13 protein-coding genes are annotated in these 15,329 nt (G+C 41.3%); 6 read left to right on the forward strand and 7 right to left on the reverse strand.

What is annotated here, in order from left to right:
* The first annotated feature begins 2 nt into the window (after window positions 1-2).
* The 4 genes from ctaD to Q0541_RS05090 all read left to right on the forward strand — a co-directional run bounded on the left by ctaD (window position 3) and on the right by Q0541_RS05090 (window position 6,013).
* On the forward strand, window positions 3-1,739 hold the full coding sequence (gene ctaD / locus Q0541_RS05075; protein ID WP_298906466.1) for a cytochrome c oxidase subunit I: 1,737 nt from the start codon (window positions 3-5) through the stop codon (window positions 1,737-1,739).
* A gap of 98 nt (window positions 1,740-1,837) precedes the next feature.
* A complete protein-coding gene (locus Q0541_RS05080) occupies window positions 1,838-2,464 on the forward strand; it encodes a heme-copper oxidase subunit III (protein ID WP_229485455.1) in 627 nt (208 codons plus the stop codon).
* A gap of 1,063 nt (window positions 2,465-3,527) precedes the next feature.
* Window positions 3,528-4,781: a serine/threonine-protein kinase gene (locus Q0541_RS05085; protein ID WP_298906470.1), complete on the forward strand. Its 1,254-nt coding sequence runs from the start codon at window positions 3,528-3,530 to the stop codon at window positions 4,779-4,781.
* A gap of 143 nt (window positions 4,782-4,924) precedes the next feature.
* Complete coding sequence (locus Q0541_RS05090) at window positions 4,925-6,013, forward strand: substrate-binding domain-containing protein (protein ID WP_298906473.1); 1,089 nt, start codon at window positions 4,925-4,927, stop codon at window positions 6,011-6,013.
* Window positions 6,014-6,177: 164 nt separating this feature from the next.
* On the opposite strand, the gene Q0541_RS05095 is transcribed toward Q0541_RS05090, so the two are convergent.
* The 5 genes from Q0541_RS05095 to Q0541_RS05120 all read right to left on the reverse strand — a co-directional run bounded on the left by Q0541_RS05095 (window position 6,178) and on the right by Q0541_RS05120 (window position 11,262).
* Window positions 6,178-6,333, reverse strand: a complete 156-nt coding sequence (locus Q0541_RS05095; protein WP_298906476.1) for a hypothetical protein — start codon at window positions 6,331-6,333, stop codon at window positions 6,178-6,180.
* Window positions 6,312-6,683, reverse strand: a complete 372-nt coding sequence (locus tag Q0541_RS05100; RefSeq protein WP_298906479.1) for a P-loop NTPase fold protein — start codon at window positions 6,681-6,683, stop codon at window positions 6,312-6,314. Before Q0541_RS05100 ends, Q0541_RS05095 begins: the two co-directional genes overlap by 22 nt.
* 773 nt (window positions 6,684-7,456) lie before the next feature.
* Entirely contained in the window at window positions 7,457-9,220 is a 1,764-nt protein-coding gene (locus Q0541_RS05110) for a tetratricopeptide repeat protein (RefSeq protein ID WP_298906481.1), read from the reverse strand.
* Window positions 9,210-10,502: an ATP-binding protein gene (locus Q0541_RS05115; RefSeq protein ID WP_298906483.1), complete on the reverse strand. Its 1,293-nt coding sequence runs from the start codon at window positions 10,500-10,502 to the stop codon at window positions 9,210-9,212. Before Q0541_RS05115 ends, Q0541_RS05110 begins: the two co-directional genes overlap by 11 nt.
* 370 nt (window positions 10,503-10,872) lie before the next feature.
* Window positions 10,873-11,262: a hypothetical protein gene (locus tag Q0541_RS05120; RefSeq protein WP_298906486.1), complete on the reverse strand. Its 390-nt coding sequence runs from the start codon at window positions 11,260-11,262 to the stop codon at window positions 10,873-10,875.
* Window positions 11,263-11,439: 177 nt separating this feature from the next.
* Between Q0541_RS05120 and Q0541_RS05125 the strand changes: the two genes are divergently transcribed.
* Both Q0541_RS05125 and Q0541_RS05135 read left to right on the forward strand, forming a co-directional pair.
* Window positions 11,440-11,808: a hypothetical protein gene (locus Q0541_RS05125; protein WP_298906488.1), complete on the forward strand. Its 369-nt coding sequence runs from the start codon at window positions 11,440-11,442 to the stop codon at window positions 11,806-11,808.
* 492 nt (window positions 11,809-12,300) lie between these two features.
* Window positions 12,301-12,498, forward strand: a complete 198-nt coding sequence (locus Q0541_RS05135; protein WP_298906491.1) for a hypothetical protein — start codon at window positions 12,301-12,303, stop codon at window positions 12,496-12,498.
* A gap of 203 nt (window positions 12,499-12,701) precedes the next feature.
* On the opposite strand, the gene Q0541_RS05140 is transcribed toward Q0541_RS05135, so the two are convergent.
* On the reverse strand, window positions 12,702-14,855 hold the full coding sequence (locus Q0541_RS05140) for an SUMF1/EgtB/PvdO family nonheme iron enzyme (protein ID WP_298906494.1): 2,154 nt from the start codon (window positions 14,853-14,855) through the stop codon (window positions 12,702-12,704).
* A 10-nt stretch (window positions 14,856-14,865) separates the two neighbouring features.
* Window positions 14,866-15,252 carry a hypothetical protein gene (locus Q0541_RS05145; protein WP_298906497.1) on the reverse strand — a complete coding sequence of 129 codons (387 nt, stop codon included), beginning with the start codon at window positions 15,250-15,252 and terminating at the stop codon, window positions 14,866-14,868.
* Between the last annotated feature and the right edge of the window lie 77 nt (window positions 15,253-15,329).

Below are 15,329 nucleotides of genomic sequence, written 5' to 3' on the forward strand. Positions count from 1 at the left end.
TTATGACACAAGCTCGGTTGCAAGAAACTGCCAATATCCCCGCCCTTCTTGAGGAACCAGGGGTTAGAAAATGGCAAGACTACTTTGGCTTCAACACCGACCATAAGGTGATTGGGATTCAATACCTAGTCACTACGTTCATTTTCTACTGTATTGGTGGCGTGATGGCTGACTTAGTTCGTACAGAACTGCGAACCCCAGAAGTCGATTTTGTCACCCCTGAAGTCTACAACAGCTTATTTACGCTACACGCCACGATCATGATTTTCTTGTGGATCGTGCCAGCTGGTGCAGGTTTTGCTAACTTCCTCATCCCCTTGATGATTGGGGCCAAGGATATGGCCTTCCCGCGCTTGAATGCTGTTGCCTTTTGGATGATTCCCCCTGCGGGTTTATTGTTGATCACTAGTTTAGTGGTAGGCGATGCACCGGATGCGGGTTGGACTTCCTACCCTCCCCTGAGCTTGGTAACAGGTCAAGTAGGTGAGGGAATTTGGATTATGAGCGTCCTCCTACTAGGTACGTCATCAATTTTGGGGGCAATCAATTTCCTCGTCACATTGCTGAAGATGCGTATCCCTGGTATGGGGGTTCACCAAATGCCCTTGTTCTGCTGGGCGATGTTTGCTACCTCGGCACTGACTCTGGTATCTACGCCAGTATTAGCAGCAGGTCTAATTCTGCTTTCCTTTGACTTAATTGCCGGGACAACATTTTTTAACCCAACTGGCGGTGGTGACCCAGTGGTATACCAGCACATGTTCTGGTTTTACTCCCACCCAGCGGTATATATCATGATTTTGCCCTTTTTTGGGGCAATTTCGGAAATTATCCCGGTGCATTCCCGCAAGCCGATTTTTGGCTATAAAGCGATCGCCTATTCCTCTCTTGCCATTAGCTTTCTGGGGCTAATTGTTTGGGCACACCACATGTTTACCAGCGGTATCCCCGGTTGGTTACGGATGTTCTTTATGATCACCACCATGATCATTGCCGTACCCACGGGAATTAAAATTTTCAGCTGGTTAGCAACCATGTGGGGTGGAAAAATCCAACTCAATAGTGCCATGCTATTCGCAATGGGCTTTGTTGGCACCTTTGTGATTGGTGGTATCAGTGGCGTGATGTTGGCAGCAGTGCCCTTTGACATTCACGTTCACGACACCTATTTTGTAGTTGCACACTTGCACTATGTCTTATTTGGTGGTAGTGTTCTCGGCATTTATGCGGCGATTTACCACTGGTTCCCGAAAATGACGGGACGGATGCTGAACGAATTTTGGGGTAAGGTTCACTTTGCCTTGACAATTGTTGGTCTAAACATGACCTTCTTACCCATGCACAAGCTGGGATTAATGGGTATGAACCGCCGTATCGCCCAGTATGACCCTAAATTTACCTTTCTCAACGAAATCTGCACTTATGGCGCTTACATACTAGCAGTTTCGACATTCCCCTTCATCTTCAATGCGATTTGGAGTTGGTTGTATGGAGAGAAAGCTGCTAATAATCCCTGGAGGGCACTTACCTTAGAGTGGATGACAACCTCACCGCCAGCGATCGAGAATTTTGATCAAACCCCAGTACTGGCTACCGGCCCCTACGACTATGGTTTGGAAAGGGCTAGCGAAGGTGTACCTTTGTCTGATCCCAATCCAGTCTTATCTGCTGGGCCAAACTCAGTGTTAAGAGCAGAACCCGACCCAGCGGTTGCTGCCAATCCCGAAGACCGCAAATAAACAGGGCATTGGGCATGGGGTATGGGGCATTGGTCAATAATCAATAGTTCTTCCCCCCTGCTCTCCCTCCCCCCTTCTCCTCTAGGCATTAAAAATTCATGCAAAGTCAAACTATTGACCCAGCTAAAACCGAACTAAATCATCACCACGCGGCGGAAGCGTCCGTCGCTCATCACGAAGAACATCCAGACCATCGCCTGTTTGGGCTAATTGTCTTCCTGATTGCTGAAGGGATGATTTTTATGGGGTTGTTCGGAGCCTACTTGGCTTTCCGTGCTACCTTACCTGCATGGCCCCCAGCAGGTACCCCAGAGTTAGAGCTATTGCTACCTGGAGTCAACACCATCAATCTGATTTCTAGTAGTTTTGTCATGCACAATGCTGACACTGCAATCAAAAAGAACGATGCGCGGGGTGCGCGAATCTGGTTAGCAATTACTGCTGCAATGGGTGCTATTTTCTTGGTGGGTCAAGTATATGAATATACCCATTTAGAATTTGGTTTAACTACCAATTTATTTGCCAGTGCATTTTACGTTTTGACTGGTTTCCACGGATTGCACGTTACCATCGGCGTTTTGGCAATTGTTGCTGTGTTATGGCGATCGCGCGTTCCGGGTCACTACAGTAACGAAAAGCACTTTGGCATTGAAGCAGCCGAAATCTACTGGCACTTCGTTGACGTGATTTGGATTATTTTGTTCGGATTACTGTATCTACTGTGAGTATTAATTATTAGTTGTTCACTCCACGCTAACAAGTTAATCGGCCCCCATTCGGGGGCTTTTTTTATTAACAATAACGCTACTGTTGCCGCTAGCTGGCCTGATGTCACATTATTTTATCTATCGGCTGGCAGCAAAACCTAAATTAGGACAGTTTCTAAAAGATTACATATCTGGGAAGTTATCTAAACTGTTATTTATTGACGAAAATATATTAAAACCAGCTTAGACTTTTCCCACTAGAAGTTTTGCTAAATGTAACTGAGTTATTGCAAGTGATACAGACGCGAGTAAAAAGTGGGAAAAGTCGGAAAAGTTGGATATTTTGGAGAAATTATTGAATAACTAGTTAATATGCTGTAACTTGATATCTCAGTGATTGACAACTAACACTTATTGCCTTAAAAACCATCACTCAATATTTACCTCAAGAACTTACCTGCTCTTTTTTAGTTTTGTGGAAATCACGTTGATCTGACGACGCGATCGCGGTTAGTAATGACTAAAATCTGGTAACAAAATTGTGGTGGACATCGGAAGGGATATTTGTAGCTTTAAATTCCACTGTTCAAGGTTTTGTCAGTAATCAGACCCAACAGTTAAAATGAATAAATCCTGGAGTTTAGACTAAATTGGAATTTTAAGGCTACAACCCTTATGTGACAAGGGTTATCGACTTCTGATTTAAATCAATCATAAAAATCATTAAAGCCTTTCTGGATAAGGGTTTAACGGTTTAATGGATAGAATTAGTCTCAACTCCAGTAAATAAATCTCCTGGCTCCTGAATGTTGTCTTCGTGGCGCAGTTATAAATACTGGGGACTAGTGTTAAACTTACTTAAGTGATAAAATTATTTGAACTATTCCAGAAATAAATTTTATATGTAAGATACCTATAAAGGTATTAAATGAACTAATCAAGCGGCTAACCATAAAACTGCTCCAAAGCATAGGTTGTATGAAAAGCTGACTGCCTCAAATACTAACAAATCTAGCAGCAGGTATTCATAACCTCACCCAAGCTCTGAATGGTCAGCAAATTAACAAGTAGTAGACACCATATGAGCCAGAACCCTCTAGTCAGAAAAACACTCCGAAGTCGCTTTGAGACTGTCAAACTGCACAAAAGCGGAGGATATGGTAATACTTACTTGTTAGCAGGTGCTAGACGTAAGAGACATCAATACTCTCTCGCCAGAAAAACACTTCGGAATCGCTTTGAGATTGTCAAACACTTAGGAAGCGGAGGTTCTGGTGATACCTACTTAGCCGTAGACCTGGATTTACCAGGACAACCCCATTGTGTTGTCAAACATTTCCACCCAAAAGATCGCAATCCTGCTGTTCTACCCATCGCTAAAAGTCTATTTGATCGGGAAGCGGAAGTTTTATACCAGCTAGGCAACGCTCATGATCAAATTCCTAGATTGTTTGCCCATTTTAATGAAGATGGAGATTTTTATTTAGTCCAGGAATTTATTGACGGTCATGCCTTGACTCAAGAAATTGTATTAGGTCAGCGTCTTAGCGAGAATACAGTCTTAAATTTATTAAAAGACATCCTGGAAGTGCTAGCCTTCGTCCACCAACACAATATTATTCACCGGGATATCAAGCCCCAAAATTTAATGCGGCGGCACTCCGATCAGAAGATTGTCCTAATTGACTTTGGGAGTATTAAGAAAATTGGTGCTTTGGGAGCAGGCTTAACAATTGCTGTTGGGACTCCTGGCTATATGCCAAGCGAACAGGCTAAGGGAAAGCCAAAACTTTGCAGCGATATCTATGCAGTAGGGATGATTGCCATTCAAGCTTTGACAGGCTTAATACCTGAGCAACTCCAAGATGATCCTAATACTGGAGAAGTTATCTGGCGCGATAAAGCACAAGTAAGTGACGGTCTTGCAAATATTTTAGATACAATGGTTCGCGATCGCTATAATCAGCGTTACCAGACTGCCGCAGAAGCTTTGCAAGCGCTTAATTCTGATCTGGTGTTGTCACAGTCTTCACAATCTGCTGTCATAAACCAAAATAGTGATGATAGCTACTTGCTAACTTATAGAAATTTTATTTTGCTGCTGGGAATAGGGCTTGGTGCTATCACTAGTTTGATAGTAATAGTTTTAATTTATACATTTATTAATACAGGGACATCGCCTCCAAAGCAACCTACTCAATTAAATAATTTTAGAGAAAAATTTATTGAGCGACGGTTCACTAATGTTAATCTGAATAGCATCGTAGCCAAATTAGCAGTTAATAGAGGAGTCTATAAAAGTAATTCCATCATTGCAAAAACTACCAAAGAATAAATTGAATCTCACTACATTAAAAAGAGTAAATTATCTACCAGCACTTATAAAACTGGCTATTAACTGGCTTATTGCAGATTTTTGTTAACCTAAATATCTATAGATTCCTGTAGGATAAATATAATAAAGAATATTTGAAACTAATGGACAATACAAACCAAAAAAAAGCTTTAATTAACAGTGAAATAGCCCTCTTTCTTAGAGGTTTGATTATTGGTAAAGTGCTGACACTTATGGTTATTGGGGGACTGCTTTGGTGGTTACTGAAGCCGAACTTATTGTCCCGCAGCAGCGTTGATTCCTCCAATCAAAGTTCCAACGCCATCTCTAGTAACACCCTTCCTAGTACTGGATCAACTTTTCAGACAGTTGCTAATGTCCCCAATGCCTCATTTAACTACGGAGGCAGTACAGCTTGGGCATCTATCCGGCAATTGGTAGATTCTCAGATCCAGAGCGATCGCCCTGAACTACAATTACGCTACGTAGACCCTGTTAATGCTAGCCCTGGTTCTAGCTCAGGCATTCGGATGTTGCTTGATGGGAAACTAGACTTTGCTCAGTCTTCCCGTCCTCTTACAGATGAAGAACAAGCTATTGCAAAAGAGCGAGGCTTCACCCTTAAAGAACGTCCGGTGGGTAAGGATGGCATAGCAGTGGTAGTCAACCCATCACTCAAAGTGTCAGGTTTAACTGTTGACCAATTGCAGCAGATTTATTTGGGGAAAATTACTAACTGGAATCAAGTAGGTGGGCCAAACCTGCCCATCACACCTTTGTCTCAACGCCCAGAGGACGCAGATACAGTAATATTCTCTAATAACAGCGACTTGAAAGAGCAAGCACTTGGCTCTAATGTGCAGTATGTCTACTCTACTACAGAGGCAGTGCGCCAACTCAGTAAAACCCCTGGTGGTGTCTATTACGCTTCTGCCCGTTCAGTAGTATTTCAATGCAGTGTGAAGGCTTTGCCATTGGGTCGCACTTCTGGTCAGCTAATTCCCCCTTATCGCGAACCGATGGTGTCGCCTGAGCAATGTCCACGTCGGCGCAACCAGCTAAATACTCAGGCTATCAAAGATGGTAGCTATCCCATTATCGCTAACTTGTCTGTGATTATTAAGCAGAATAAAGGTCGGGAACAACAGATTGGGGATGCCTATGCCGAACTTTTATCAACTGACCAGGGGCAAAAGGCAATTCAGCAAGCTGGTTTTGTTGGAGTTCGCTAGGAGATTTGAAGGAAAATTGAGCAAGCTTCCCCCAGAACCCCGACTTATTAAACAAATCGAGGTTCTGGCTTGCAAACACAACCAATAACTTTTGGTAATTCACAGTAATTTTAGAGTAACAAGCAGGGTATATAGGGTAAGCCGCACTCTCCATCACAGGTCATTTAAATCGCTACTTCCTCTGATTCTTCAATTTCGGAAATACCTACTAGGGTTAGAGGTGGACGGTTGAGAAATTCAACAACAAGCCGTAACTCACCTCCCATCGCAACAATGTACTTCCGCAAAGTTGAGAGCATCAAATCAGTGCGTTGTTCCAATCGTTTTTTAACTTATCCTCAAACTTTTTCTGTTGACTTTCTTCAATGACTTTCTGGAGTTGCTTCATAAAAGAAGACTTACCACTACCCCATGCACCTTCGATAGAAATAGTCAGTGGAGGTTGAGTTACAGGATTGGTTAAAAACTCTGCGATCGCACTAACATAAGGTTCAAAACCAAGAGCGTCTAACTCTGCTGCTTGATCGCTGACATTAGCATTCAGAATAGACTCTTGTCGAGAATCGGGATTACCTGTACTGCTGTCCGCCATAAAACTTTTGAGCCAGCTTAACAACAGACTACCTGCTGGATTATAGTTAAACTTACCATACATCAACCAGAAAACCAAGACCTTGCACGATTCTCAAACCTGGCTTGAGAAAAAGCCGATCGCGTTGGGGAAGTCAAAAGTCAAAGTTAGAACAGTATCTGCGTCGTGATCACGATTCTAGTCCACCCATCGGCAATCGCCTGAGAGTTCATTTCCCAAGAGAGAACGGATAAAGCATCTACTCATTGGTTCTGCCAAAGCCGTTACTAGCACAATCCACTATTTACAGGTAATTGGCTACGCTAGTCCTGGCGACTGGAGTCCACTGCAACCAACCGATAACCCAGATGAGGTTATGAGCATTTTAATCCGTCGAATTCTCATGCAATAGACCTCTTGCACAAATGCAAAATTCGCCCACCCTGCGGGAAGCGAGCTACATCCCCCAACCCCTTCTCCCAAAATTGGGAGAAGGGGAGCCAATTTCAAAGTCCCTCTCCCAAGCTTGGGAGAGGGATTTAGGGTGAGGGCTTTTGATTCATGCAAGAAGTCTAATAACCCAGATGTAGAGACGTTGCAATGCAACGTCTCTAAAATTGTTCATTTCTATTAAAAAACCTAAAATTTAAGTAATTTAGAGCATTGCGGAAGCTGCTAAAGACTATCCCAAACACGCAAACGTGAAGGCAGAAGTTAAGCTGGTTCAGGTTCACTATCTGAATATATTTAATTTTGCATGACTACTTAACAGGCGATCGCTACCCAACTAAAAATCAAATGACTCTAGCGACTGTCTTAAAACTCAATCCTTCTCTCTGCACCTGTGCGCCTCTGCGTGACATTTTCTAACCTTAATTCTCCCGCATTGCTACACTAAGTTTTTCTAAATTTTCCCGAACAGCCACACTACGAATATGATTGACGCCCCAGACTCGTTCACAAATATCTAAAGCTTGCAAATAAAGCGGTTTCGCTTCATCATAACGTCCAGTTTCACGATAAATTTCTGCCAGATTATTCAGACTTTCGGCAACATTGGGATGATTTTCTCCCAATAAGTGCTTATCAAGTTCTAAGGCTTTTATACATAAAGGTTCCGCTTCATTGTAACGTCCCTGCTCCCTATACATATAACCAAGAGCATAGATAGTATCTGCTAAAAGCGGATGCGCTTTTTGCAATAGACGCTGCTTAAGTTCCAATGATTGCAAAAACAAAGATTCGGCTTGATCGTAGCGTCCTTGAGCGCGGTATATTAAACCTAAATTGTGCAAATCTGTTGCAACTTCGGGATTTTCTTCTCCCAAAAATCGCTTATCTAGTTCTATTGCTTGTTGCGACAACGGTTCAGCTTCACTGTAACGTCCTTGATGATAATAAAGTAGCGCTAAATTATTCAATATAAAAGCCAAAGAAAGATGATTTTCGCTAACCAAACGTTTTTCGAGTTCTAATGATTGCAGATACAAAGGTTCTGCTTCGTCATAACGTCCTTGTTCATCATATAGTAGTGCCAAATCGTTCAGACTAGCGGCGACATCGGCATGGTTTTCTCCCCACAGGCGTTTCCTCAGTTCTAAAGCTTGTTGATATAAAAGTTCCGCTTTACTATATTGTCCAGTAGATTTGTAGAGTCCAGCCAAATTATTCAAGCTAGTAGCAAAAGAAGGATGGCTGTCTCCCAAAAGACGTTTCCTTAGTTCTAAAGCTTGTTGATATAGTGGTTCAGCTTCGTTGTAACGTCCTGTTGCACGGTATAGTCCTGCTAAATTGTTGAAGCTAGTAGCTAAGTCCATCTGCAAACCTAATTCATTTTGCAATTCACTCGCCTGCCGCCAATACTTAATTGCTAATTCCTGTTCTTCTTGATAATTTTGAGATTCACCCCGATCTAATCTGCTGCGGTAAATATCGCCCAACCTTGAGTATAAAGTAGCCAAGGTGGGGTCTTTAGTTCCCCGTTCCTGTTCTACTTTCTCGATTAGCCTTTGTAAATCTTGAATGGGCAAGAAAAAGGGGTTATTTTCATTAGTATCTGTGCTAGCTAATTCTGTGTCTCTAAAAACAAAGCGTATATGTTCTAGTTCTTTACCAGGAATAGCATTCGTCTTTTTAGATTCAAACCGGAATACACCATTACGCCAACTCCAAAAGTCAGGGGCTTTTTTAATCAAGTTAACTAAAATTTGGTTAGTTATCCAAAGCACGATCGCAAAAGGAAACTCGCGCAATCCTTCCCTTGTCCACTGTAAGTAACCAAAAAATTTCTCCTGTTCCGATTGCTCATTTCCCAATCTGAGAAAATAAAGTTGTTCAGCACCCGTCACAGTGATCACCGCCTGTTTATGCTGACAAAGATATTCTTCTTGTTGTACAAGTTGGTTAAGAACAGCTTTTAGACTCGGTTCTTGACGTGCTAAAGTCACTCGATATGGACGAAAAGCAGGTTGTAGTTCAGCTTCATACTGAGTAATAATCTGATCACGAAAGCTTGCATCATTGCAAACTGCAATCAGTAAATTTAATCCCCGTTTTTGAGCTTCAATAGAAACAATTAAATCATCGTATGCATCTTGATTCTCTCCATCATCATCTAATAATTCTTCATTTAACATTAATAGCTCCCTGTCTTTTTAAGCTTTCGATAATAATTGGATGAACATCGTACCAAGTTTCATCAGTGCGATATTCTAGAACATACAGCCCATGTAGCAAATCCAAAAACTCTGCTTGTTTGGGGTCATTGGGCATAAACTGTTCATAAACACTCTGCAAAATATCTATATCAGCTTTTCCTAAACGGATAGAAAAATCATTGCGGATTTTATTGATTGCTTGAAGGAGAATTTTATCATCAATAATAATTTCTGCTGAGGGATTTCGCCGGATCATCCGCAAACAAATCCGGCAACATTCCTTAGAAATACGAATTAACTCTCGCAATACACCACCACTGGAAATCACAATTTTTTCAGCAGTTTCTGCTGTGATTAATTCACTGGAAATCCGCTTTTGCAAAACTTCACCGAGAATCTTTGTTGCTTCCGGGCGAGGTTTGGCATTAGGGAAGCGATTTTTACCTTTCTCAAAGATTTTTAAGACAGGCATCGCCACAACCTGGTCGTTGGTTTCAGTGGTAATTATTGTACTGAGAAATGTTTCCCGAAGGACTGCAATCGGGATAGTGTAGATAATTTGAAAGTTAGGTTGGCAGAGAGCTTTAATATTATCTCGATAAATTTCGTTAACTCTTCCTAAGTCAAGTTTATCTAAATCATCAATAATTACTAAAACGTTTTGTTGAGTTGCAGTTTGAATTAGAGCCGCAATTTCATTAATTCTGGCAACTAAATCTGATAATTTACGTTCAAATTCTTGCTTAATTTCATCCCTAACACTAGCATCAGCTTTTAATTTAGAGCTAATCAATTTTAGAAGGTCAAAACCTATTCCAGCTTCTGCTTGTAAATTTAATTCTTCAGTGCGAGTACGGGTAGCAAACCACTTATAAAGAGCTTCTTTAGTAGATTGAGGAATATCAACTCGGCGTGCTTCTGCCTCTGTCATTAAATTAACTGCGATCGCAAACAGGATATTAATATGGTTAACCGCCGACATTTCAATTTTGTCAGCAATAGAGAATAGAACTACAAAATATTTATTTTGAATTTGTCTGCTAAACTCAGCTAACAAAGTGGACTTACCACATCCCCGATGTCCTGTAAAGACAATTTTGCCATCTCCATTCGGACTATCTTCCACTAATTGGTTAAGGTCTGCAATCAAATCATCACCATATTCGACTCTGAATCTTTCCATTTCGTTCCGTTCCATCAACGGAAACAATTCGAGATTGCTGTATGCTTCTTGAAAGGAGTTTAATAAGTCTTGAGACATCGGATAGTGCCGTAAAGGTGCTAACTATCCATATAATGGCTCATGATTTTTGAAGTAAAAGTTTAGCTAATGTCTAAAATAGAGTATGCCTACCTAACTTCTCAAATTCCGTTAAAAAATAACTACTAGGTGAGTGGTATGTTATGTCTTAAAAAGAGATGCCCTAATCCCAAAGTTTCAACCTATCAATAAGTAACAGAGGTCAATAATTAATCAGACTGAATGATAGATTATACATTCGATAATTTAAACTGAATGATAGATTATACAGATAACATCCTGAAAGCTACTTAACACATAAATAAAATAAAGTTTTCAGTTATAAAAATAAATTTTTAGTGTGCTTCGTCTCATCACCCTCTAAGTTGCTTTATTTACGCCGTGCTGTTTTACCCCACCTAACCCTCCCCGTATGTATTGGGGAGGGAACTGGATTTATTGTTTCCCGATCACTAGCTGGAAACCACACCCACAACCCGCCTGCGATCGCCTTGCAAAGGGGAGGGAACTGGATTTCTTCTTTCCCCCCTTCCCAAGGGGGGATTAAGGGGGGTAATTCGACTTGTATGTACATCAAACCAGCTTTTGCGACTTCTAAACTAGCTTTTGGAACTTCTAAACTAACTTTTGCGACTTGTAAAGCAGCTTTTTCGACTTTAAAATCTTCTTTTTCGACTTTAAAACCTACTTTTTCGACTTTAAAACCAGCTTTTGCGACTTCTAAACTAGCTTTTGCGACTTCTAAACCAGCTTTTCTCAACGAATTTCAGCAAATATACCCGCATCTATCTAGTTGGTTAATGCCATCCAATGCTTTTATAATTCTGTAACTTCACTGTGGCTGCTGCATCTGGTTAGTGCGTATTTTAATGATATATAAATAACTCAGTGTTTAGATTCGGGGTTATTTATAAATTAATCCAAACAGGAAAACTATATGACGCAACGCAAACGAAACTCCATAGCACTGAACAAAGCTGAACGACGGATTGAAGGAATGCAGACAATTAACTCTCAATTAGACTTTAGCAATGGGTTTTCAATTGCTACTTACAACACTAGAGTCATTGAATTACGAGAAAAGTTAGCCGCTTATAATCAAGCACAAACAATAGTAGATAAGACACACAATGCATTAATAGAAGCAGAACGTGAGTTAAATATTTATACTGAGCAGATGCTGTTGAATGTTGCATCTCGTTATGGCAAAAATAGTGATGAGTATGAGATGGCTGGTGGAACGCGCAGGTCAGACCGTAAAAAAGCACGTCCACTAGTAAACCAAACAGTGACATCTGTGAAGTAATTGTTTGGACTCGCCGTTTCTTTCGATAATGGTGCGTTGTCACAAAGGTCAACGCATCATTAAAATTAATATAAAGCTAATCAAACTCTTTTTTACAAGAAAGCCCTAATGCTACAAACCCCATCTAAATCGATAACTTTAGATAAGTTTCTCAAGCTACCAGAAACAAAACCTTAGAGTAAGATTGTGACAGATTTTGTCGTGATATTTGATGGCGAGATTGAGAAGCACTGCCTTATCAATTTACAACAGAAATGGTTTGATATTTTTCCCTTATCTGCTATTTTGATTCCAAGCTATGCGGTTATGAGGTATACAAATCTTGCCAACTGCTGAACAAGGCATCAGGTGTATCATAATATGTCAATCTTTGACCAATACATTCACTCCTATTTACATTGTCCGCCTCGATGAACAAACAGGTAATGTGTTTATTTTGGCAGGAGATAACATAGAGGTAGAAATCTATCGCAATGGTCTTTGGAGGTTCTTGTGATTGAGCCAGACTTTAGCAGCATGAGCAAAACTGAGTTAAGAGCCTTCGTCATTGCTCACCCCAACAACAAAGCAGCGTTTCGTGCTTTTGTTGACCGCTTTACATCTGAAGCGTCTCCAGAGACTTTTGACATCCCAAAATCGAATGCTGAGATTGAAGAAGTTGAAATTTTGATTAAACAAAAATTAGAATAATTAAAAATGAGCTAGATTTTAGAAGTTTCTTTTAAATCTCGCAGAATTAATTGAGTCGAACAACTGTTCGTTTTTGCAACCTACCAAGCTATCCGACTCGGTTTTATATTCGGAGGTTGTCGCCTTCCTCGCTGGTTCAGGTCTGGACTCCCTAGTGTACGCTTGATAAATTCCCACTTATTAACTCTGACTTTGGGGAGTACTCACGCCACAGCCAGCGCTACCACGCGAAAACCAATATTGCTGTTACGATACGTGCGCGGGAGCCTAACGCGAGAGGAAGAACGGCAATCCACGGCATAGTCGAACCAACTACCGCAACGCAGCAGCTTTATGTTATTATCTTTACCAGTCAGCCACGCACTACCATCTTTTGGCGCACCCTGGTAATTGTCATTATATACATCTTGACACCACTCATATACATTACCATGCATATCGTATAAACCGAAAGAGTTAGGCGGAAATTTTCCTACATCTGTTGTTTGTTGACGATATTCGCCCTTTGGTGCAGAGCCGTAAGGATAGTTACCGTTGTAGTTAACTAAATCTGTGTTAATCGTTTCACCAAAATAAAACGGTGTACTTGTTCCTGCACGGCAAGCATATTCCCATTCTGCTTCACTAGGTAGTCGATAGGTTTTTCCTGTTTTCTGACTCAACTTTTTACAAAACTCTACCGCCTCATCCCAATTTACTTGTTCTACAGGTCGTTTCTCACCTTTGAAATGAGAAGGATTTATCCCCATAATTGTTTGATACTGTGCCTGGGTAACTGCATATTTCCCCATGAAGAACTTAGGAACTGTTACTTGACGCTGTAGACTTTCATCTTCCTCTCTCTCTGCTTCTCCTTCCGGTGAACCCATCATAAAGGTTCCCCCTGGTATCTGCACCATTTCCAGGGTGACACCATTCCCTAAGTCTTCTTCAAAATATTTCGCTTCCTCATTACGGCGGTTGGTCATACTTCCCTGTGCATTGACAGTCACCGTTTCAAATCGAAAGGTTTTTAAATTGGAGGAAACACCAGACGGGTTCGGGTTACTAGGAGGTCTTGTTATTTCTGGTGAAGCTGTTGGTGAAGCTGCTGGTGTAGCTCCTGGTGCATCTGTTGGTTCACCTGTAGCTTCTGGTGTAGTTGTTCCTGAATCAGACCGCCAAATGCGAGGTACTACAATTGCCAAACCCAACCCAGCACCCGCAAACCCAACAGTTATCACCCTTCGCCGTGACCAGTTAGGTAATATTGGGTTTTTTAATGGCGGTGAAGGTGTTGGATTTGTAGATGTTGCAATTTGTCCCGCACCAGAAGTTTGAGTATTAGTAATAGGGGATGGTGAGATTGGCTTGGGAAATGGAATTTGAAGAGATTTACTTATAGGTGTATTTGTGACTGACTTAGATACTTGTGGAATTGTTGGCTGAGGTAAATCAGGATTTGCAGAACTATTTCGCAACCGTTCAATTCTTTGTAAACTTCTCACCGCGTCCATATCCTGTCCTGAAGCCGCAGCTAATAACCGAATCCATAATTGCTCTGCTAAATCTAAATTCCTGTTTACTTCTGCTTGGTAAGCATCATTTTTCAACGTGGCGATATCCGTTAGAGTTGCATATCGTGGCACAAGTATTAGGTGGGATTTATTTACAGGTTCAGCAATAAGATAAGGCGTTTGCCTTGTATTCTTATACTGGCGAACCAGTTCAGGCACACGAAACTTGAGATATTGATTCAATCGTTCAACAGTAGCGCATTTACCTTGAATTCCTAACCCTTCTAATAATGCACTAGTGAAAGCACCTTGTTGTAAAGCCTCAATTTCATAAGAAAACTCTTGAGGAATACAAGAAAAAATGCTGATAACTCCTTGTTGACGTGCTTCTTCTGCGGTTTGTCGCCCAATTCCTTCACCTGTTTTTTTGCCTTCATTGCGACAAGCATCCAGAATCAAGACAACATTATCAGCACCGCAGCGACGCAGGCGTTCACTCACAAAGTTAATCGCAATTGCCGTGTTTTCAATATCCTCTGGATCGCCATCACAGGGCATGAGATAATCACGGTCAGCGTATCTTATCCCATGCCCACTGAAGAAAAACCAGAAATTATCCCCTGCTCCCATAAAGGGATTGTCAAATAACTGTCGCAAGACTCGCAGCAAGTTAATGCGAGTTGGGCGAGTCGATTTTCCAGCAATATTAGGGGAGTCATCAGAAAAGAAATATATCCGCTCAAATCCCGCTTCATTGCTCAGAAACTCCTGCATTAACTGTGCATCCCGCTTGGCATAGTTTAGCGGTTGCAGATAATCATACTGGTTAATTCCGATCGCGATCGCCCAATTTTTTGCCATTTCATTGTGATTATTGCCGCTTGAACTTCAGCTTAATTGCTCCTTTGCTACCAGCTTTGGCACCATTGCCAATTAATTTAACTTCTCCTTCGGCACTAATTTCCACCGACAACTCAATTTCATCTAGTTGCATCCTGGAGTTGACTTTTGCTTGCTGTTCAGCTTGAGTAAACAAACTTCCCACTACTTTGAGAAAGTGAGTCATATTTTGCTCTAATTTTTGAGCGCTAACCTTAACGGCATCTCCTACCCCTTTGCTACCAATACTTTCCCTGATAGCTTCATCTCCCCAACTGCGTGTATTAGTACTCCCGCCTTTAGCACCGTCAGGAATCGATATTTGAGGCGTTTCATCCGTCACAATCCAAATGCCATCGTCTTGAGGTGTTTCTGACATATTACTTTAAATATTTACATTAAATTTTCACACAAATTATAGATACAACCGTAGAGATTGCGATTCCGATTACTAGG

It is taken from the genome of uncultured Nostoc sp. (assembly GCF_937863485.1).
GTDB lineage: Bacteria > Cyanobacteriota > Cyanobacteriia > Cyanobacteriales > Nostocaceae > Nostoc.

Excerpts from the sequence above, each read along its gene's own strand:
- ctaD (WP_298906466.1), top strand. The coding sequence starts at position 3 with ATGACACAAGCTCGGTTGCAAGAAACTGCCAATATCCCCGCCCTTCTT.
- Q0541_RS05080 (WP_229485455.1), top strand. The coding sequence starts at position 1,838 with ATGCAAAGTCAAACTATTGACCCAGCTAAAACCGAACTAAATCATCAC.
- Q0541_RS05085 (WP_298906470.1), top strand. The coding sequence starts at position 3,528 with ATGAGCCAGAACCCTCTAGTCAGAAAAACACTCCGAAGTCGCTTTGAG.
- Q0541_RS05090 (WP_298906473.1), top strand. The coding sequence starts at position 4,925 with ATGGACAATACAAACCAAAAAAAAGCTTTAATTAACAGTGAAATAGCC.
- Q0541_RS05110 (WP_298906481.1), bottom strand. The coding sequence starts at position 9,220 with ATGTTAAATGAAGAATTATTAGATGATGATGGAGAGAATCAAGATGCA.
- Q0541_RS05115 (WP_298906483.1), bottom strand. The coding sequence starts at position 10,502 with ATGTCTCAAGACTTATTAAACTCCTTTCAAGAAGCATACAGCAATCTC.
- Q0541_RS05125 (WP_298906488.1), top strand. The coding sequence starts at position 11,440 with ATGACGCAACGCAAACGAAACTCCATAGCACTGAACAAAGCTGAACGA.
- Q0541_RS05140 (WP_298906494.1), bottom strand. The coding sequence starts at position 14,855 with ATGGCAAAAAATTGGGCGATCGCGATCGGAATTAACCAGTATGATTAT.
- Q0541_RS05145 (WP_298906497.1), bottom strand. The coding sequence starts at position 15,252 with ATGTCAGAAACACCTCAAGACGATGGCATTTGGATTGTGACGGATGAA.